Raw genomic sequence first — 19872 nt, 5'->3', positions numbered from 1 at the left:
CCTTCGTAAGTGGTGCTGCGCGCCACGCCACTCCACAATCACTCTCCGGATTCACCGGACTCCGTTGCGCGCATGTCGTCCCGGTTGACGTCTCAGTGGCCGCCGGCCGGCTTCACACAGCCGGTTCCTTCGAGGTACTTGCCGTGCGCCTCGGCCGTGACCAGCCCGTTGATCATGCCGTCCAGGGAGCCTTCGACGCAGATCGTGCCGAGGTCGAGGACGAAGGTGTTGCGGTGCGGCCCGAAGGTGCCGGTGGTGATGGCTCCGGGGTCGTAGCCCAGACCGGCCAGGGCCGACCGGACCCGGGGCTCGGTGGTCTTGCGGCCCTCCGCGATCCCGGCCAGACCGGCCTTGACCTTCTTCACCTCGGCTTCGCCCTTGGCCCGGTCGGCCGGGGTCAGCTCGGCGGTGGACTGGAAGGCGTGGTTCTCCCGGTATTTCGAGGCGTCGCTGCCGTCGACCGGTTCGTCGTAGGGGGAGGCGCCCCCGGAGTGCGGGCCGCTGCTCGCACCGGGGACCTCGGCCCCGGCTCCCGTTCCGGCTCCGGCCCGCTCCGTGCCGCAGCCGGCCATGACGGGGGTGAGGGCGAGCACCGTCGCTGCGGCGAGAATCCGTGCTGTACGTCTCGCAGAGGTCATGGGCAGAGTATGGGACAGGAGCTGACCTGATGGGCCGCTAGTTTCCCGGTCATGACGAGCCGAACCACAACCGTGACCTGGACCGCTGCGAACGCCCGCCGGATGACACGCCAGGGGCTCACCGCTCCCGGTCGTCTCACCCCCGCCGAAGTGGTCGCCACACTGCCGGCCGCGCACGCCCAGGTGCTCTCGGCCGCCGAGCTCTCCGTCGGGCTGCGGACGACGGGCGTGACCCGTACCGATGTGCGCGACGCGCTGTGGAAGGACCGCGCCCTGGTCAAGACGTTCGGGCCGCGCGGCACCGTCCATCTGCTGCCGATGGCCGAACTCCCGCTGTGGACGGGTGCGTTGTCCGCCCTGCCGACCGGGCGCAACCCGTTCGCCAAGGATGCCCGGATGACACCGGAGCAGGTCGAGGCGGTGCTCGCCGCGATCGAGGAGGCGCTGACCGGGGCCGAGCTGACCGTCGACGAGCTGTCCGAGGCGGTGGTGGAGCGGGCCGGGGCGTGGGCGGGGGACCTGGTGATGCCCGCGTTCCAGGGCATGTGGCCGCGCTGGCGGCAGGTGATGCATCTGGCGGGTCACCGCGGCGTGCTGTGCTTCGCACCGGATCGCGGCCGCAAGGTCACCTACACCCGCCCCGGCGTCGTACCGCTGGACGGACCCGAGGCGCTCGCCGGTCTCGTACGCCACTATCTGCACGCGTACGGACCCGCGACACCCGCGCACTTCGCGAAGTGGCTCGCGGTGCCTTGCGGTTGGGCCGGGGAGCTGTTCGCGGGGACGGCCACGCGCGGGGAGATCGAGCAGGTGACGTACGAGGGCGGCCCGGCCTGGGTGGTGGCGGGCGACACCGACTTCTCGGCGGAGCCGGTCCGCGGGGTGCGGCTGCTCCCCTACTTCGACGCCTTCCTCATCGCGTCCCAGCCGCGCGAGCGGCTCTTTCCCGGCGCGGCGTACACCCGTGCGCTGTCGGGCGGCCAGGCGGGGAACTTTCCCGTGCTGCTGGTCGACGGCACGGCCGCCGGGGTGTGGCACCAGCGTCGTTCGGGCCGCCGGATCGCGGTCACCGTGGAACCGCTGGCACCCCTGACGGCCGGGCAGCTGCGGGAGCTGGAGGAGGAGGTGGCACGGGTCGGTGAGGTGCTGGAGGGGAACGCCGAGCTGACGGTGGGCGAGGTGACGGTGGGGGCGCACGCCTGAGGGCTGTCCCGGGGCGCGCTCAGGTGGTCGCCGGCGCGCCGCGGTGGCCCCGGGTGAAGCGGATCGCCATGGTGTCGCCGCCGATGACCACGAAGCTGCCGCCCTCGCAGCGGATGATGGCCTCGCGCACCTGACCGTTCTCGTCCCCGCGTTCCTCGGTGCGGGTGACCGTCCAGCCGCCGTCGGGCGGCTCCGGGAGGTTCGACACGGCGGCGAACTCCCACTGCCCCGACGGTACGCACCAGTCGGGCAGCCGTGGCCAGGCACCGGGCCCGACGCGCAGGGTCCGGTCGGAAGCGCAGGTCAGGAGCAGCGACTGCCCGTCGGCCAACAGGAATTCGACGGCTTCCGGCTCCCCCAGCCGTCCCTCCGGGCGGTAGAAGACCCCGAGCACTCCGACGATCCGCGCACCCCTGAGCCAGTCGGCCCTCCCCTGCCGCGGGACCCGCGTTGCTTTCTCTTCGTTCCCCACCCTCATGGCCAGATCCTTCCCCAGGCGCTCACCGTCCAGAGTCGCATCCTCCGGCCGTGAACGGCGGGTGCGACTCAGAGTCCGTCGTCCGGTTTGCGCGCCTCGATCAGGAATCGGGCGGTGTGGGCGACGAACGGCCCCTCGGTCTCGATCCGGTGGTGCAGTTCGGCCAGTCGCGGCAGGTACTCCTCGACGGTGAAGCCCGGCACCATCCAGATCACCTTCCGCAGGAAGTAGACGACGGCGCCGATGTCGAAGAACTCGGTGCGCAGTCTCTCCGCTCGCAGATCGACGACCTCCAGCCCGGACGCCTCGGCCGCCGCCCGCGCCTTTTCGGGGTCGCGGGAGCCGCGCACCTCGGGGGGCTGCGGGCCGAGGAAGTACTCGACGAGCTCGAAGACGCTGGCCGGGCCGACCTGTTGCGAGAAGTACGTACCGCCGGGGGTGAGCACCCGCGCGATCTCCGCCCACCAGGTGGTCACCGGATGCCGGCTGACCACCAGGTCGAAGGCGTTGTCGCCGAACGGCAGCGGCGGCTCGTCCGGATCGGCGACCACGGCCGCGCCGAGCGGATGCAGGAGCGCGGTGGCGCGGGCGATGTTCGGCGGCCAGGACTCGGTGGCGACGGTGAGCGGCGGCAGCTTCGGTACGGAGGCGAGGACCTCGCCGCCGCCGGTCTGGATGTCGAGTGCGGCCCCGGCCCGCCCCATACGGTCCGCCATGGCGCGGGCGTAGCCCCAGGAGGGGCGCTCCTCGGTGGCCCGGCCGTCGAGCCAGGAGAAGTCCCAGCCGTCCACGGAGACGGTGGCCGCCTCCGAGACGAGGGCTTCGAATCGTGCGCGCTCTGCTTCCGCTGCTGCTTCTTCGGGGGTTCGGGACATACGGGGATGGTGTCAGCCGGGAGCCGGGCGGCGCGACCTCATTACCGCGGGGCCCGGGGGTATGGCGGGGTCAGGCGGCCAGTGCGCCGAGCAGGATGCCCAGCAGCGCGCCCGTGATCATGAACGGGCCGAACGGGATGCCGGTCTTGCGCCCGGCCCGCTTCAGGACCATCAGCCCGAACCCGTACGCCGCGCCGAGCAGGAACCCGGCGAAGCCTCCGACGAACACCACGGCCCAGCCGTACCAGCCGAGGGCCATGCCCAGCGACAGGGCGAGCTTGACGTCCCCGAAGCCCATTCCGTTCGGGTTGATGAGGAAGAGCAGGAAGTAGAAGCCGCCGAGGGCGGCTCCGCCGAGCAGGGCGGACAGCCAGGATCCGCCGTGCTCGGGGAGCAGCGCGGCGGCGCCGAGGAGTACGGCGATGGCCCCGGCGGCGGGCAGGGTCAGCCGGTCGGGCAGCCGGTGGACGCGGCGGTCGATGGTCGCCAGGAGTACGGCGACGGGTGCCAGCAGCAGCCAGACGGCCAGTTCGGGGCGGAGCCCGGTGGCCGCCCCGAGGACGGCGCAGGAGAGTGCGGTGACTACGGGGACGAGGACGCCGGGGGCGTAACGCGTGGCGTGCCGCGGGCTGTCCGTCCCGTCGCCCGGGTCTCCCGGCCCGTCGCCCGTTGTGGCGGACACCGGCACCGCCGCGCACTGCGCGCACCGGGTGGAGCCGAGCCAGCCGCGGGCGGCCCCGGTCAGGGCGTGTCCCTCGGGGCAGGCGTCCCGCCAGGGGTCCTCCGGTTCGACGGAGAACCGGTAGGCGGCGCGCGGGACCAGCAGTCCGGCCGCTGCGCCCCAGAGTGCGGCGAGCACTGTCAGCATGGCGTCCACGGAGCCGAGCCTAGGCGGGTGCCGGGCACCCGGCATGGGTCCTGGGGCCCACTGCACACCGTTCCGGACCCAGTGGTCGTCACCTGGCGCTACCTTCATGGCCATGGCTCAATGGCGCAATGGCAACGGCACGTTGACGGTCACCGACGCACAGGGCGGGCAGGAGGAGGCGATACCGCTGCGGATCGCGGCCTCGTACCGGGCCCGGAGTCGCGGACTGCTCGGACAGGACGGGGTCGACGGCGCCCTGCTGATCACCCCGTGCGGGAGTGTGCACAGCTTCCGGATGCGGTTCACCATCGATGTGGCGTATCTGGACCGGAAGTTCAAGGTCGTGGCGGTCCACACGATGAAGCCCGGCCGGCTGGGAATGCCCCGGCTGCGGGCCCGGCATGTGATCGAGGCGGAGGCCGGGGCGATGGAGAAGTGGGGGATCCGGCCGGGGGCCCGGGTGGCGATCGTCCAGAGCGAGATCGACCGGAAGTGAGCACCGCGGCCGCAACCGATACGCCGGAATCGGACCACGCGGCCGCTACCGAGGCCCCGGAACGGGGCCTCCGCGACCGGCCCGGAGCCCTCGCCCCCCGCTACGGCCGGAGCTTGGTGCGGGAGAGCGGCAGGGCGGGCGCGATCGACCAGAGGACCTCGGCCTCGTCCTCGCCGGGGTTGTCCCAGGCGTGCGCGGCCCGCGCCGAGAACGTCGTCGAGTCGCCGGCCTCCAGGAACCTGGGCTCGCCGTCCACGCTCAGCCGCAGCGTGCCGCGGACCAGGTAGGCGAAGACGGTCTCGGCCTCCAGGCTGTACGCACCGCCGGAGCCGCCGCCGGGCCGCAGGATCGTCCGCATGACCTGGACGTGCCGCTCCTCGGCGGGCGTGAGGAGGAACTCCTCGATGCCGTGCCCGCCCATCTCCAGCTTGGCGCCCAGGCCGCCCTTGACGACGTCCTGGTCCGGATAGTCGAAGAGCGTGGCGATGCCGGTGCCCAGGGCCTCGCAGATGCGGATCAGGGTCGGGACGGAGACCGAGGTCTTGCCGCGCTCGGCGAGGCTGACGAACCCCTTGGTCACGCCCGCCGCTTCGGCGACCTGAGCGAGCGTCAGGCCCTGCGCCCGGCGGAGCTCACGCAGCCGCGGACCGATCGTGGACATGTGACTGTCAGGGGCTTCGGACATGGCGGACACGCTACCTGTCGGGGACGTCACGGTCGGTGGCCGGGGGAAGACGCAGGTCGGAAGGGTCTTTACCCATCGAGTTTAGTGCTGTAAAACTTTGACGAAAGTTTAATGGCACTAAACAAGGTGCCCAGGTGGACTGCTGTGCCTCCCCTTCGCCGGCCGTGCCGCCCTCCCCCGACCGTTCCGCACCACCCGAGGAGTAAGCCGATGAGCTCCCCGTCCTTCCAAGAGAGCACCGCGCGCACCGTGCGCGGCGTCGTCTTCCGCTCCCCGGGCCAGGAGGTGACCGTCGCCGACGTCACCCTGGACCCGCCCGGCCCCGGCGAGGTCGAGGTCGCCGTGGCTGCGGCCGGTGTCTGCCACTCCGACCTCCATGTCATCCGCGGCGAGTGGGACCACCCCACCCCGGTCGTGATGGGACACGAGGGCTCCGGCGTGGTCACCGCGCTCGGCACGGGCGTCACCGGCCTGGAGGTCGGCGACCATGTCGTCCTGTCCTGGGTCCCCTCCTGCGGCACCTGCCGGTTCTGCCTCTCCGGGCGCCCCGCCGCGTGCAGCCTGGTCGCCGAGGTCGTGGCGCCCGGCGGGGTGCTGTACGACGGCACCAGCCGGCTCTCCATCGACGGCGAGCGGGCCCACCACTACCTGGGCGTCTCCTCGTTCGCCGAGCGCGTCGTGGTCCCCGCCTCCGGCGCGATCAAGGTGCGCGAGGACGCGCCCCTCGACGTCATCGCCCTGGTCGGCTGCGCCATCGCCACCGGTGTCGGCGCGGTCCGCAACACGGCGGGCGTCGAGGCCGGGGCCACCGTCGCCGTCATCGGCTGCGGCGGCGTGGGCCTGTCCTGCGTGCAGGGCGCCAGGCTGGCGAAGGCCGGCCGCATCGTCGCCGTCGACGTCGTCCCGGAGAAGCTGGAGCTGGCCCGCCGGCTCGGCGCGACGGACGCGGTCGACGCCCGTGACGGCGATGTCGTCGAGGCCCTGCGCGCCCTGGTCCCGGAAGGCCTGGACTACGTGTTCGACGCCATCGGCAAGATCGAGACCACCGAGCAGTCCATCGCGGCACTCGGCCAGGGCGGCGCCGCCGTCATCGTCGGACTCCCGCCGACCGGCCGCACCGCACGCTTCGACCCGCTGGCGCTCGCCGAGGCCGACCAGCGCATCCTCGGCTCCAACTACGGCTCGGTCGACGCCGCCCGGGACATCCCGGCCCTGGTGGACCTCGTGGTGTCGGGCGAACTCGACGTGGAATCGATGATCTCGGCACGGCGTCCGCTGGACGAGGCGGCCGACGCACTGGCCGACCTCGCCGCCGGCCACGCCCTGCGCCAGCTGCTGATGATGGAGGACCGGACATGAGCACCGCCGGAAAGCAGACCACCGCCGGACAGCCGGCCGACGGACTGGCCCACCGCTCCGTCTCCACGTTCGAGGTCGGCGCGCAGAGCGTCGCGAACGTCGCGCCCAGCGCCGTCATCGCGTTCGCCCCCGCCAGCATGGCGGCCTCCGCGGGCAACGGCGCCTGGTTCTCGTTCTTCCTGGCCATGGCCGCCGTGCTCGCCATCGCGTACTGCATCTGCGTCTTCGCCCGCAGGCGCGCCGGGGTCGGTTCGCTGTACGCCTTCTCCCGGCTCTCGCTCGGGGCACCCGGCTCGTTCGTCACCGGCTGGGCGCTGCTCATCGGCGCGGTGTGCATCGGTTCGGGTTCGCTGGCCGGTGCCGGTTACTACACGGCGCGCGCCCTCGACCAGATCGGCATCGGGCTCTTCACCGGCATCCCCGGCCAGATCCTGCTCGATGTGCTGCTGGCGGCCGTCGCGATCCGGCTGACGATCGCCAGTGTGCGGACCGCGGCGCGGGTCGCCTCCGTACTGGAGGTCGTGTCGATCGTCCTGATCGTCGTGGTGCTGGTCCCGGCCTTCTTCAAGAGCGGGAACATCATCGACACGGAGCAGCTGAGCCTCAGCGGCTCCACCCTCGACGGTGTCGTCTTCGCCGTGGTGCTGGGCGTGCTCGGCTTCGTCGGGTTCGAGGGCGCCGCGTCACTGGGCGCCGAGGCAACCGACCCGTACAGGGCGATTCCCCGCTCGGTGATGGGCAGTGCGGTGCTGGCCGGCGTGCTGTACATGTTCGCCACGTACGCACAGGTCGCCGGGTTCGGCGGGGCGGACGCCCTGGCGAAGAGCGCCGACCCGATGGACGAACTGGCGGAGCTGTCCGGCCTCGGCTTCCTCAAGTTCTTCCTGCACGCGGGCTTCGCGGCCTCGTTCGTGGCCGTGGTGATGGCCTGCATCACCGTCGCCGCCCGGCTGCTGTTCGGCATGGCGAAGGAGGGCGTGATGCCGGCCCGGCTCGGTGTCGCCCACCCCCGCCACCGGACCCCGTCCGCGGCCATCTGGGCCGTCGCCCCGTTCGTCGCGCTTCCCGCGGTGCTGGTGGTCGGCGCCGGGACGGAGCCGCTGAACGCGACGACGTACATCGACACCATCGGTGTCTTCGGCTACATGCTCAGCTACACCCTGGTGTGTCTGGCCGCGCCGCTGTTCGTACGCCGGATCGGTGCCCGTGGCCTGCTGCTCACCTGGGGCCTGGGGCTGATCGGCGCCGCCGCGATGGTCTACGTCTTCTACCGCAACCTGTGGCCCGCTCCGGCCTGGCCGCTGAACGTGCTGCCGTACGTGTTCGTCGGCGCGCTGGTCGTCGGCATCGTCGGCTTCGCCCTACTGCGGGTGCGCAGGCCGGAGGTCGCCGAGCGCGCGGGAACGTTCGCGGACGACCTGGACTGATCCCCTCTCCACCTCCCCGATGCCCTGCTCCCCCGCACCCCGCGGGTGGGGCGGGGCATCGCCCGTTGGGCCCGAGTTTGGGGCCAAGGGCCCAGGTCACCCGGCTCGTACGCCCCTACGCTCACGTCCACACCCGAATGCGGAACTGCGGGCACAGGCATGGCAAGTGGGCGTCGGAAGGGAAGAACCGTGACTGGTGGCGGGGGCTGGGGAAGCGGAAGCGCGGGCCACATACCACCGCGGAACGGGGGTGGTGGTTCCGGCGCGAGCGGTGGCGTGTTCTTCGCGCTGACCCGTAGCTGGGCCGCCGGCGCCCTGGTCTACATCGCCGCCGGGTATCTGGTCTCGCGCGGACTCGTCGAACTGCTGGCCACCGACGAGCGGCTCGCGAGCTTCGGCTGGCGGCTGGCCCTGCTGCACGTCCCCAACGTCATCACGACCGTCCTCACGGTCCTGGCCTCCGCCCGCGTCCTGCCCGACGAGTACCGCGAGTCCCGCCTGCTGACGCTCCTCGCCGCGCTCACCGTGCCGCTGGCCGCGCTCGTCTACGGGCTCGCCGTGTCCTGGCATCTCGTGGACGTCGAGGGCACGTTGATGCCGATGGTCTCGCTGGCGACCGGCGCGGCGGCGGGGCTGGCCGTGGACCGGCTCCTGGACGACCGCGCGGACGAGCCGGAGCCCGCCCCGTACCGCCCGTACTCCTGGCGGGACGGCGGCGCCACGGCCATGGAGTACCTCGGGGTGGTCGTCCTCGTCGTCACGCTGATCGGCGCGATGTCCATGGCGGGCGTCGGCGGCCAGATCGGCGAACGCATCCGCTGCGCGATCAGTTCGCTGGGCGGCGGCGGGGGCAGCTGCTCCACCGGCGGCGGGGAAACCACCGCGAAGCCGAAGACGGACGCCGACTACGAGCCCAAGATGTGCCAGGTCTCCAGCATCTCCGACACCGTCGGCGACAAGGTCAAGATCGGCTGGTTCGAGTGGGGCAACGAGTACGGCTTCCAGCAGAAGGTCAGCCAGGCCAAGACCGATGTGAACGAGGACGGCAAGGTCGACGAGAACGACAAGCTGGTCTACATGACGTTCACGGACGCCGCCTCGGCCGGTGCCACCGCCAGCACCCCGGGCGTCAAGCTCGGCAACCTGGGCAAGGCCGATGTGGACGTCGGCGGCGGCATCAAGATCACCAACGGTGACACCTGGGTCTTCAAGAGCGAGGAAGAAGCCGCGAAGATGCGGGACGACATCGAAGAAATGAAGATGTGGGAGACCTCCACCAAGTACAGCGGCGGCTACGGCGGCGGCTGGTACTCCGGGATGAAGTGGGCCGACAAGAAGAAGGACGTCGAGAGCAAGATCGGGGACAAGAAGATCTCCTACTCGACCGTCGGCCTCAACGTCTACGCGGACGGCGGGCTCTCCATCAGCGCGGGTGACGAGGCCAAGCTCGGCGCGAAGCTCGGCGGCAAGGCGAAGTTCTCGCCCGAGGTGACCATCACCAAGGACGACGTCAACGGCAACGAGTCGTACACGTACACCGCCAAGCTCGATCTGGAGGGCAAGGTCGGCGGTTCGGCCGGTCCGCTGGGCGGCACGGCCTCCGCGAAGGACAGCCGGACCGGGGCGGTCACCGTCACCCGCGACCAGAAGACCGGCAAGATCGTCCGCATCGACATGACCCAGACCGTCGAGAACGGCTCGACGACCGACAAGGGCGACATCAGCGGCGACAACGGCGAGAAGGGCAAGGACAAGCGCGGCGGCAAGGTCAGCGGCTCCGACTCCTCCGGCGAGACCGGCATCGAGGTCCTGACCAACTCGATCGTCTTCGGCAAGGACACCGACAAGGCCACCGAGGACAAGCGGGCCATCGCCGAGCAGTGGCTGGACGGCTCCGGCAACAACACCGCCCCGTTCGAGTACCTGTTCGGTGATCACTCCCTGGAGGAGAAGCCCACCGGAACCGACCCCTTCGACCAGCTGATGTACCAGGACGGCCTGTCGAGCAAGATGAACTACAACGGCCAGACGGACGCCCAGGAGTTCGGCTTCGAGGTCTCGCTCGGCATGAGTCTGGGATTCTCCATCTCCGACGAGCACAAGAAGGAGACACTGACGGACGCGGAGTTCCTCGGCGCTCCGCAGGGCGACAAGCGCGCGTACCTTCCGTACAGCTACTGCGCGAAGTAGCCGTACGGGAAGCACCGACCGGGCACGACGAAGAGGCGATAGGCGATGACGACGACGAAGAAGATGTACCGGGCGATCGGCGCAACTGCTGCCGCCGCCATCGGCCTCGCCCTGCTCACCGGCTGCGGCGGGGAGACCGCCGCGCTCCCGGAGGGCTGGGACAAGCTCGACACCAAGAGCCTCTCCGTCGGCTACCCCGGGGACAAGGGCTACAAGGAGCAGCCCGCGGCCGACCGGGCCAAGGCCAACGCTGCCGTCGCGCTCAAGGAGGAGGGCGGGCTGCGCACCGGCATGGTCTCCGTGCAGCTCGACTTCGCCACGGGCGTGGACAACGCCGCGGAGGCGGCGTCCGCGGCGGGTGCCGGCATCGGTCTGGGGGCGACCCGCAAGGGGACCGAAGAGGTGCGGCTCGCGGGTGCGGAGAGCGCCCGTGACGCACGCCGGATCGACTACGAGTTCACGTCGAGCGGCGAGGAGCAGACTCCGGCGCCGGGCACCCGGATGACGGGGGTCGTGGTGGCGGGCGTCGATTCGAAGGACGTGCCGTTCGCGGTCCGGATCAATGCGGTGAAGGGCTCGCTGAGCGCGACGGACCTCGACGCGTTCGTCGATTCGATCACGGTCAAGTAGCGGACCGGGAGCGCTCGTCCATGCAGATCCTGCCCGGCGGCACGGCCACGTTCCTGCTGCTGTTCGGCCTGCTCCTCGGCGCGTTCGCACTCCGTTCCGCGCTGCGCCTGAACCGGGTGCTGCGGCTGGTGCGGCACGGCGAACGCGCCGAGGGGCGGTGCGCGGACCGCCGGACGGTCGACCGGGGGCCGGGCATGGAGCGGAGCTACGCCACCGAGTACGTCTTCGCGTTCCGCACCCGCGACGGCCGCCACATCGAGTTCACCGACCATGCCCCGGGCCCGTTCGGCTTCGAGGTCGGGGCGCCGGTCCGGGTCAGTTACGACCCGGCCGACCCGGCGAAGAACGCCACGGTGGCCGGGCCGGGGGCGTGGGGTCCGGCGGTGATGCCCGCGGTGTTCGCGTTCGGGCTCGGGGCGTTCGCGGTGGGTTTGCTGCTGGGGTTCGCGGCGATGCGGGGATGGCTCTGAGACACGCCGCTCACGGGCGCGCGGGAGTCAGAACGTGGCCCGGTCGAACGGCACCGGGAGCTTCTCCAGCGCCCCGGCCTCCCGCAGTCGTGCGTTCGCCTCGATGATCGTCTCGACGGCCGGGGACTCCGTACCGCCACGGGTGAGGTCGATGACCAGTCCACCGTGTGCGGTGCGGACGTACGTTCCGGGCAGCCCTTCGGGTGCGAGGGCGGCACGCCCGGCGGAGAGAAAGACCGCACGGCCGCAGCGGGGGTCGGCGTTTCCCAGGTCGAATCGTTCGGTCACCGCCCGGTACTGAGGCTTGCTGTACACCTGCCCGGCGTCGATCTCCCAGTTCTCCGCGAGGATGCGCAGAACCTCCGGAGCGCGCCGGATCACTTCCGCGGATTCGTCCACCTCGCGCGACCGGAGGACGAGGGAGACGGAATTCGCCGCGTGGAGCGACGTGCTGCCCGCGTGAATCGCCGTGGACACATTCGCCGCACCGGGATTCTGCGCCCACAGCGACGTCGTGTACCCCACCACGTCGAGGTCGGGGCCCGTGTTCTTCCGTTCGATGTACTCCACCAGTGCGGGAACCGAGGGCTCCAGCAGGGGATCGGACGCGAGACCGTCCTCGGACTCGTGCCATACGTCGAAGGTCGGGCCGTCGATGTCCTTGAGCGCGGTGAGAGTGCCGGACCAGCGCTCGGCGATGCTCCGCACGGTTTCCCCGCGAAGGCCCCACAGGCCGTTGACTACGACGTACAGCACGACACGTTCTCCTCGGCTTCGGTCTGCGGTTCGCCTCCCCGTACGGCGTTCAGCCGGTCACATCCCCCGGGGTGTGGATCACCTTAACCGGGATGCCCCTCTCCTCGAACATCTCTCTCGCCGCTTCGGCGACGTCCGGGTCGGAGAGGTGCCACTCGACCGGCTTGCCGCGTGCCGCGTCGACCTGACGGGTCGCCTGGTCCGCCCACCGGTCGGCGACCTTCGGGGTGAGCGCCCCGGTGTCGGCGTTGTAGAAGTCCTTGCCCTTGTACCCGTACTTCGCCTCCAGGTAGGTGCCCCGCGAGGCGTCCCAGCCGTCGAAGTCGACCGGCTTCCCCGTGAGCTTGTCCAGCGGAACCCGGTACTCCTTGCCGCGGCCCACCTTGGAGATCTGCTCCTGGTAGCGGGCGCCCATCTCGGTCGGGTAGTTCCAGACGCCGGGCTTGATCTCCTGCCAGTTGCCCTCGCCGCCGTCCTTGGCACCGGCCGGCGGGTCCTTGAGGTCCTTGTACCAGGCCGGCTTCGGCTGGTTCTGGGCGTCTTCCAGGGCCTTCCGGCGCTTGGCCGCGTCCGCGGCCTTCTTCGCCTCGTCGGCCAGCCGCTGGGCCTCGTCGGCGGCGGCCTTCTTCTCCGGGTCGACCTCGTCGCACTTCCCGGCGAAGAACCCGACGGGCACGGCCGTGCGCGGACCGGCCATGACGCCGGTACGGGAGCCGGGCACCCCGAGCTCGGCCCCGCCGCCGAACGGGACCCGGACGCGACCGCCCATCCCGACGGTGCAGCCCTTGAGGCCTGCCTCCTCGGCGGCGTCGTCGGCGTGCCGCTGCGCTTCCTGCGCGGCCCTCTCCGCGCCGTCGATGTCGCCCGCCTTGGCGGCCTTCTTCGCCTTGTTCGCGGCATCCGAAGCCTTCTCGGCGACCTCGCCCAGCTTGCCGAGTTTCCCGAGCTTGCCCAGCTTTCCGAACTTGCCGACGAGCTTGGCCTCGCCGTAACCCGGGATGAACAGCGAGCCGATGTTCCAGAGGCCGGTGCCGATCGCCTGGCCCTCGTTGCCTTCCTTCCACATGTCCCGGACTTCATCGCCGATGAACATGTCGTCGAGGACCTTGATGCCGGTGCCGCCGGACGCCTTGGTCCAGTCCCAGACCGCGCCGAGGTAGTCGCCGTCGGACCACTTGTCCCCGGCGTCCTTCGAGTCCTGGCTCCATTTGTCGCCGAGGCTCTTGCCGTAGTCCATCAGGCCGTTCCACGCCTCGACGGGGTGGATGACCGTGTCGATCGTGCCGGTGATGTCGCCCCACAGCCCGTCGCCGATCAGGCCCTCGAAGAAGCCGCCGGTCTGGTGTGCGGCGCAGGAGAAGAACGCGCCGACGCCCGAGGTGCAGCTCTCGCCGGGCTTCTCCTCGTCGCCGTTGCCGGTGTCGTCCTGGTCGTCGCCGCCGTCCGGCTCCCCGGAGGTGTCCACGTCGTCGCCACCGTCGTCGACCTGGATGGCGGTGTCACCCCCGCTGGAGCTTCCGGAGCCGCCCGAGCCGGACCCCGAGTCGCCCGATGTGCCGGTTCCGCCGGCCGTGTCGGTCCCGCCGGCCGCGTTGGAGCCCCCGGCCACGTCCGACCCGCCGGAACCGGAACCGGACCCTGCCGGGCCCGATCCGCCCGAGTCCGTACCACCGGACGCGGTCGACCCACCGGAGTCCGTACCGCCGGAAGCGGACGAGCCGCCGGAGTCCTTGCCGGGCCCCGCCTCCACATCGCTGCCGGGCGCGGGGCAGGCGCTCCCGGTGAGCCGGCAGATCGCGTCCTGCATCCCACCGGTCAGCTGGGCGGCGATCCCCGTGACGACGAGTCCGCCGATGAGGGCCACGACCACCAGGACCATGCCCAGGTATTCCATCGCGGTCTGACCGGCGTCGTCCCGGCGCCACCTGATCATGCGCGCGATGCTGAACCGCCGGTGCGGCGCCCGCTGTTCGAGAGGCAGCTCGAACCACTCGCGCGAGCTGGGCCGGAACAGCAGGACGACGACGGCGACCGGCATCACCAGCTGCGTGACGCCGCGCCCACCGCCGTCCCCGCCGAGGGTCGCCAGCGCGCCGAAGGTGAGCCAGACGTGTACGGCCAGCAGTCCGCGCCAGATCCAGACGCCGCCGGTGCGCGCGTACAGCGAGAGCACGAACGCGGCCACGCTCGGCAGCGCCGCGTACAGCAGCAGCCCGAACAGCCGGCCGTCCACCTCGTTGACCGCCGACGCCACGGTCAGCACACCGATGCCACCCAGAACGGCGGCTGCGAAGAGGAGCCGTACGAGGATCAGCACCGCCTGCAACGGGCGCGGCAGCGACTGCCTGCCGCCCTGCTGGTGCACGGCTGCACTCCCGCCGGCACCACCCGAAACCGCAAATCCGCCTATGCCAGACACGACGAGTCCCCCAGCTTGTCGGTGTACGGCCACAGTTCAGCCACTCCACACATCCGACCACACCGGCACCCTTCGGGGCATGGGCCTCAGGACCCAATGCAAGGCTCAAAGTTGCCGATTCCGACGGACGTCACGGAGCGGAGCGGAGCTTCGGAACAGCGGACCCGCCGCTACCGGACGGGGACCTCGCTCCCGAACAGCATCCAGGGCGACTGGTCGTACGAGGCCACGCCGGCCAACTGCGGCTGCATCGCGGCGATCTCGTGCCGCACGGCCAGCGTGTCCGGCCAACTGTCGAAGTATGTCGTCCCGTTGATGACGACACCGCTCCAGTCGGTCGCCACGGAGGCGCCCTCGCGGTCGACGACGAAGCCGATGCAGAGCACGGAGGCCCGCCCTATCGCCTCCCTGATCGCCCTCGCGGCCACCTCCTGTTCGTCCCGGTCCAGTCGGCCGAACCCGAATTCCAGCGCGACGACTCCGTCCCTCATCCGACGGATACGGGCGGGAACGTCGGCCCCGCTGTTCACCCACAACACGAAGTCGACGCTGTCGAGCCGCTGCAGTCCGGCCAGGAGCACGAGCTGTTCCCTGGTCACCCACGACGGGGTGCCCCGCGGACCGGGTCCCGGGCCGAGGAGCGTGACCCGCCTCGTGACCGGGTGGCTGAGCCGCAGACCCGCCGCGTCGAGATCGCTGAAGAGCGACTCGGAGTCCGGGCGGCTCCAGCCGAGGTGGTAGGAGTAGAAGAAACCGTCACTCATCGACACATCACCCCATGCAGACAGGTGGAGCGTGCAGTTCCAGGTGCGTGCGGGCACGCCGGACAGGCGCTCGTGCCGAGCGCCGGCCAGACGGCTCGCAGTTTGGTCGTGCACGAGCCTAATGAGGCCCGATCTCCGGGGCGTGGGCCCAGGGACCCAGGGGCGGGCCCCATTGGACAATGCGATGGACAGGAGGCGGCCCATCGCGGATCGTGTACGTCGATGACACGCACCGATTCGCCTCCCGCATGGGACGAGCGCACCCAGCTGGCCACCTTCCTCGACTACGTCCGCGACACCGCGCGCGCGAAGTGCGAGGGCATCTCCCCGGACGGTGCCCGCCGGGCCCCGCTGCCCGGCTCTCCCCTGATGACGATCGCCGGGCTGATCAACCACCTCAGCTGGGTCGAGTACTACTGGTTCGAGGTGGTCTTCCTCGGCGGCGAGGACGAGGGGCCGTGGACGGACGAGGACCCCGACCGCGAGATGCGCATCGCGGTGGACATGCCGCTCGCCGATGTGCTGTCGCTGTACGAGGAACGGACCACCCGCTACCGCGAGTTGGTCGCCTCCAACGACCTGGACGCATCGGCCAGGCGCACGCGCGACGACGGCAGCAGCCCCGACCTGCGCTGGATCGTCCTGCATCTGATCGAGGAGACCGCCCGGCACAACGGCCATCTCGACGCGATCCGGGAGATCGTCGACGGCACCACCGGCAGGTAGGGCCGTTCGGCGCGCGACGCACGCACGCGCCGCCGCCGCTGTCGGCTAGCCGATCTCGGCGACGGCGGGTGCGATGCGTTCGGCGACCTGGTGGGTGTAGCTGACCGGGTGCCGGTCGGGCAGCACTTGGATCTCGCTGATGCCCAGGCTCGCGTACGCCTCCGCGTCGGCGAGGAACGCGGCCGGCTTGTCCAGCACCGGGCCGCTGTACATCACGGTCTTCGTGATGGCGTCGTAGTCACGGTCCTCCGCGGCGCAGTGCGCGCGCAGCACGTCGAGCTTGTGGGCCACTTCCTCCTGGTCGGTGGCGAAGAGATTGCACGCGTCCCCGTAGCGGGCGACCAGGAGCAGGGTCTTCTGCTCGCCTCCGCCGCCGATCATGATGGGCGGGTGCCCGCCGATCGGCTCGGGCACGCACAGCGTCTCGGCCAGCTGGTAGTGCCTGCCCCGGAACGGGCCGTTGTCGTCGCTCCACATCTGCAGGCAGATCCGGATCGCCTCCTCCAGCCGTTCGAACCGCTCGGCGACCGGGACCACCGGCACCCCGAGCCCGTACTGCTCCCGCTCGTACCAGGAGGCGCCGATACCCAGCCTGGCCCTGCCGCCCGACAGCACATCGAGGCTGGTGACGATCTTCGCCAGCAGACCGGGGTGCCGGTACATCACGCCCGTGACCATCAGGCCGAGCGTCATCCGCTCGCTCACCGCAGCGACGTAGCCGAGCGTGGTGTACCCCTCCAGCATCGGCTCGTCGGCGACGCTCTGCCCGGTCTCCATCTGGAAGTAGTGGTCCATCACGGTGAACGACGCGATCCCCGCCTGTTCGGCGATCCGCACCGACTCCGCGAGGGTGGGCGCGATGAGCGCGGGGTCGGCCGGGGTCGAGTAGTTCCAGTAGTGCAGACCGAGCTTCATGTCCCGCCTCCCGCCCGACGAGCTCGACCACCTTGCGTAGTCGGCTGTCACGCTACGCGAGGATCCGGTCGTCGGCATTTCGGCGGACGAAGGTCGTCGGCCGGTCGGCGGACGACGTGGGCGGCGACTTCATGGGCACGGCCCGAGGCGGGCCCGCCGCGCTCCTACGCCGCCAGCCGACTTCGCCCAGGTGGGTGACGGTGGGCGGCTCCGTGCAGACCTCGCTCAGGGCGGCGCGGTAGCGCCGGAACGAGGCCGGCCGGCGGTGCGGGGCCGCGACCGGGTCGCCGACGGGCGCCGAGGACCACCCCGTTTCGGCCGAGCACGTCACCGATCCTTCACCGCGACTCGCCACCACGGGTTGGATACCTCAACTATCTTATTTCCGTGGACCAGTTGATCACCGAAGATCCCCTGCACATCGGCCCGTACCGCCTGATAGCCCGTCTGGGCGCCGGCGGCATGGGCCTGGTGTACCTCGGCCGTTCCGAAGCCGGACGGACCGTGGCCGTGAAGGTGGTGCAGGCCGAACACGCCCAGCACCCCGAATTCCGCAAGCGGTTCACGCGCGAGGTGGCGGCCGCCCGGCGGGTGGGCGGGACCTGGACGGCGGCCGTGCTCGACGCCGACACCGAGGCGCAGGTGCCCTGGGTGGCGACCCAGTACATCCCCGGCCCCGATCTCACCACCGTGGTCGCCAAGGACTTCGGACCGCTGCCCGAGCATTCGGTCCGCACTCTCGCCAACCGCCTGGCCGTGGCCCTGCAGTCGGTGCACGGTGCGGGCCTGATCCACCGCGACCTCAAGCCGTCCAATGTGCTGGTGACGGTGGACGGGCCGCGCGTGATCGACTTCGGGATCGCGCGGGCCATGGACAGCCTCGCCGGGGACAGTCTGCACACCCGCACCGGAATGCTGATCGGCTCCCCCGGCTTCATGTCGCCCGAGCAGGTGCGCGGCCTCGAACTCACCGCGGCCAGCGATGTGTTCTGCCTGGGCGCGGTTCTCGTCTACGCCGCCACCGGCCGCCTCCTCTTCGGTGCCACGGAGACCGGCCTGAACGCGCACCTCTTCCGGATCGCGGAGGAGGAGGCGGACCTGACCGGCGTACCGGAGTCACTCGTCGACCTCGTACGCGCGTGTCTGCACAAGGACCCGGCGCAGCGGCCCACGCCCGCCGACGTGGCCGCCCGCACGGCCACCGACCAGGACGGCGAATGGCTGCCGGGCTCGGTACTCGCCCAACTCGGGCGGCACGCCGCACAGTTGTTGGACTTCGCCCCGGAGACGAGGACCACGCAGCCGGACCCGCGCGTCCCGGCCCAGCCGCAGTACGCCGACCGGCCCCAGCCACTCCCCCCGCAGCCCGCCTACAGCCCGACGGCACCGGCGGATCGCCACCCGTCACCGGGGTTCGGGCCGCCCCTGAGCAAGGCGCCCGGCGGCCTGCCGACGGCCCCCGCCCCGGCAGGTCCACCGGCTCCGCACCCCATGCGGTGGTGGGGGCTGGGGATGGCCGCGCCGGCACAGCTGCTGGTACTGATCGGCACGGCGATCACGAACACCGCGCTGCCGACCATCTACGCCGAACTGGGCGCCTCCTCCGACGACATGCGCCTGTTCTCCACCGCCTACATGCTGGCCTTCGGCCTGCTGCTGCTGCTCGGCGGGCATCTCTGCGATCTCCTGGGCCGCAAACGGGTGTTCATCATCGGCTCGGCCGGTTTCGCCGCGGCCTTCGCGGTCGCCGGCCTGGCCCCCTCCTCCGCCCTGCTCATCCTCGCCAGCGCGCTCCAGGGCATGTCCGCCGCCCTGCTCTCGTCGTCCGCGCTGGCCCTGGTTTCCGCCGGATTCAGCGATCCGAAGGAACGCGGCAGGGCTTTCGGCATTTACGCCGCGGTCGCCGGCAGTGGCATGGCGTTCGGCCTGTTCGCGAGCGCCACGCTGGTCGAGAACCAGAGCTGGCGCGTGTGCATGTACGCCGCTGCCGGGCTCGCTCTGGTCATCGCGATCTGCGCGGCCCCCCTGGTGCACGACCCCCACCCGGTCCGCACCCCTGCCCGTCTCGACGCACCGGGCCTGGTGATCGGCTCCGGCGCGCTCATCGCCTTCGCCTTCGGCTTCGACAGGGCCGAGGCGACGGGCTGGGCCACCCCCCTGACCCTGATCCTCCTCACCAGTGGCGCCCTCCTGCTGCTGGCCCTCGTGCGGCGGCAGGCCAGTTCGCCCAGCCCGCTCGTCCCGGCGTACGTCCTCAGGGACCGTAACCGTGTGGGCTCCCTCCTCACCCTGTTCTTCCTCGGCCTGGGCCTGCTCGTCACGTTCCTGATCCTGACCAGGTATCTCCAGGGCGTCCTCGAATACCCCATGGCCCGGAGCGGTATGGCCCTGCTGCCCATGGCCGGCGCGGCCGTCGTCGCCTCCACCCAGGTCGCCGCCCGTCTGTGCCACCGGCTGGCGCCCCGCAATCTGATCGTGCCGGGCCTGCTGCTGACGGCGGTCGGTCTGGCGATCCTGACCGGGATCGACGCCGACAGCGCGTACACCGCCCAGGTGCTGCCGGGCACACTGCTCATCGGCTTCGGTGTCGGCCTGGCCCTCACGCCGCTCTTCACCACCGCGACCGGCGGAGTCGCCGCGCAGGATTCCGGCGGGACCTCGGCGATGGTCCTCGCGGCCCAGAACCTGGGCGGCTGGGCCGCCTGGCCCCTGTTCATCAGCATCCTCGCCTCTGCGGTCTCCGCTCGGCTGACCAATGCGTCGGACATTCCCGCGCCCCTGGTCGATGCGGCCAAGGCCGGTTTCCCGCTCAGCAGGCAGAGCCTTCCGGAGTCATTTTCCAGCACCCTGGATCGGATCAACACCGCGGTGGTGGGCGGGTACTCCGTCACCCTCTGGTGGACGGTCGGCCTCACGCTGCTCGCGAGCCTGCTCGCCGGTCTGCTGATCACGGCCCGGACTCCCAAGCGGTGA

The 19872-nt window shown here is 71.1% G+C and carries 19 protein-coding genes; 9 read left to right on the top strand and 10 right to left on the bottom strand.

The genetic code is table 11. The features are described 5' to 3' along the window. Positions 1-92 precede the first annotated feature (92 nt). On the bottom strand, positions 93-638 hold the full coding sequence (locus OG978_RS25995) for a hypothetical protein (RefSeq protein ID WP_326767514.1): 546 nt from the start codon (positions 636-638) through the stop codon (positions 93-95). 51 nt (positions 639-689) lie between these two features. Between OG978_RS25995 and OG978_RS25990 the strand changes: the two genes are divergently transcribed. Continuing rightward, positions 690-1841, top strand: a complete 1152-nt coding sequence (locus tag OG978_RS25990; protein ID WP_326767513.1) for a winged helix DNA-binding domain-containing protein — start codon at positions 690-692, stop codon at positions 1839-1841. Between the two features lie 19 nt (positions 1842-1860). Here the strand turns inward: OG978_RS25990 and OG978_RS25985 are convergent, their stop codons facing one another. From OG978_RS25985 to OG978_RS25975, 3 genes are all read right to left on the bottom strand, one after another. Beyond that, positions 1861-2319, bottom strand: a complete 459-nt coding sequence (locus OG978_RS25985; protein ID WP_326767512.1) for a hypothetical protein — start codon at positions 2317-2319, stop codon at positions 1861-1863. 68 nt (positions 2320-2387) lie between these two features. After that, positions 2388-3194, bottom strand: a complete 807-nt coding sequence (locus OG978_RS25980) for a class I SAM-dependent methyltransferase (RefSeq protein ID WP_326767511.1) — start codon at positions 3192-3194, stop codon at positions 2388-2390. Positions 3195-3264: 70 nt separating this feature from the next. Next, a complete protein-coding gene (locus OG978_RS25975; protein WP_326767510.1) occupies positions 3265-4071 on the bottom strand; it encodes an A24 family peptidase in 807 nt (268 codons plus the stop codon). 97 nt (positions 4072-4168) lie between these two features. Here OG978_RS25975 and OG978_RS25970 point away from each other — a divergent pair, with 97 nt between their 5' ends. Further along, on the top strand, positions 4169-4558 hold the full coding sequence (locus OG978_RS25970) for a DUF192 domain-containing protein (protein WP_326767509.1): 390 nt from the start codon (positions 4169-4171) through the stop codon (positions 4556-4558). Between the two features lie 100 nt (positions 4559-4658). Here the strand turns inward: OG978_RS25970 and OG978_RS25965 are convergent, their stop codons facing one another. Next, positions 4659-5243, bottom strand: a complete 585-nt coding sequence (locus tag OG978_RS25965) for a helix-turn-helix domain-containing protein (protein ID WP_326767508.1) — start codon at positions 5241-5243, stop codon at positions 4659-4661. A 210-nt stretch (positions 5244-5453) separates the two neighbouring features. Between OG978_RS25965 and OG978_RS25960 the strand changes: the two genes are divergently transcribed. The 5 genes from OG978_RS25960 to OG978_RS25940 all read left to right on the top strand — a co-directional run bounded on the left by OG978_RS25960 (position 5454) and on the right by OG978_RS25940 (position 11319). Further along, positions 5454-6602 carry a zinc-binding dehydrogenase gene (locus OG978_RS25960; protein WP_326767507.1) on the top strand — a complete coding sequence of 383 codons (1149 nt, stop codon included), beginning with the start codon at positions 5454-5456 and terminating at the stop codon, positions 6600-6602. Beyond that, positions 6599-8029 carry an APC family permease gene (locus tag OG978_RS25955; RefSeq protein WP_326767506.1) on the top strand — a complete coding sequence of 477 codons (1431 nt, stop codon included), beginning with the start codon at positions 6599-6601 and terminating at the stop codon, positions 8027-8029. Before OG978_RS25960 ends, OG978_RS25955 begins: the two co-directional genes overlap by 4 nt. 159 nt (positions 8030-8188) lie before the next feature. Next, positions 8189-10219, top strand: a complete 2031-nt coding sequence (locus OG978_RS25950) for a hypothetical protein (protein WP_442817748.1) — start codon at positions 8189-8191, stop codon at positions 10217-10219. 45 nt (positions 10220-10264) lie between these two features. Continuing rightward, the gene (locus OG978_RS25945) at positions 10265-10849 is read left to right on the top strand and encodes a hypothetical protein (protein ID WP_326767504.1); all 585 of its coding nucleotides are present in this window, start codon (positions 10265-10267) and stop codon (positions 10847-10849) included. A gap of 20 nt (positions 10850-10869) precedes the next feature. Then, a complete protein-coding gene (locus tag OG978_RS25940; RefSeq protein ID WP_326767503.1) occupies positions 10870-11319 on the top strand; it encodes a DUF3592 domain-containing protein in 450 nt (149 codons plus the stop codon). Between the two features lie 27 nt (positions 11320-11346). Here OG978_RS25940 and OG978_RS25935 read toward each other — a convergent pair whose 3' ends face one another. The 3 genes from OG978_RS25935 to OG978_RS25925 form a co-directional block, all read right to left on the bottom strand. Beyond that, the gene (locus OG978_RS25935) at positions 11347-12075 is read right to left on the bottom strand and encodes an Imm52 family immunity protein (RefSeq protein ID WP_326767502.1); all 729 of its coding nucleotides are present in this window, start codon (positions 12073-12075) and stop codon (positions 11347-11349) included. Between the two features lie 49 nt (positions 12076-12124). Beyond that, on the bottom strand, positions 12125-14440 hold the full coding sequence (locus OG978_RS25930) for a Tox-REase-5 domain-containing protein (protein WP_326767501.1): 2316 nt from the start codon (positions 14438-14440) through the stop codon (positions 12125-12127). Between the two features lie 224 nt (positions 14441-14664). Next, entirely contained in the window at positions 14665-15258 is a 594-nt protein-coding gene (locus tag OG978_RS25925) for a hypothetical protein (RefSeq protein WP_326767500.1), read from the bottom strand. Between the two features lie 222 nt (positions 15259-15480). Between OG978_RS25925 and OG978_RS25920 the strand changes: the two genes are divergently transcribed. Continuing rightward, positions 15481-15984, top strand: coding sequence for a DinB family protein (locus OG978_RS25920; RefSeq protein WP_326767499.1), 504 nt, complete (start codon positions 15481-15483; stop codon positions 15982-15984). A gap of 45 nt (positions 15985-16029) precedes the next feature. On the opposite strand, the gene OG978_RS25915 is transcribed toward OG978_RS25920, so the two are convergent. Then, positions 16030-16899, bottom strand: coding sequence for an LLM class F420-dependent oxidoreductase (locus tag OG978_RS25915; protein WP_326767498.1), 870 nt, complete (start codon positions 16897-16899; stop codon positions 16030-16032). Positions 16900-16951: 52 nt separating this feature from the next. Next, positions 16952-17230, bottom strand: a complete 279-nt coding sequence (locus tag OG978_RS25910; RefSeq protein ID WP_326767497.1) for a hypothetical protein — start codon at positions 17228-17230, stop codon at positions 16952-16954. Between the two features lie 56 nt (positions 17231-17286). Here OG978_RS25910 and OG978_RS25905 point away from each other — a divergent pair, with 56 nt between their 5' ends. Next, the gene (locus tag OG978_RS25905; RefSeq protein ID WP_326767496.1) at positions 17287-19872 is read left to right on the top strand and encodes an MDR family MFS transporter; all 2586 of its coding nucleotides are present in this window, start codon (positions 17287-17289) and stop codon (positions 19870-19872) included.

Source organism: Streptomyces sp. NBC_01591, from assembly GCF_035918155.1.
In the GTDB taxonomy this organism is placed as follows: domain Bacteria; phylum Actinomycetota; class Actinomycetes; order Streptomycetales; family Streptomycetaceae; genus Streptomyces.
This window is presented reverse-complemented; position numbering and strand designations above follow the sequence as displayed.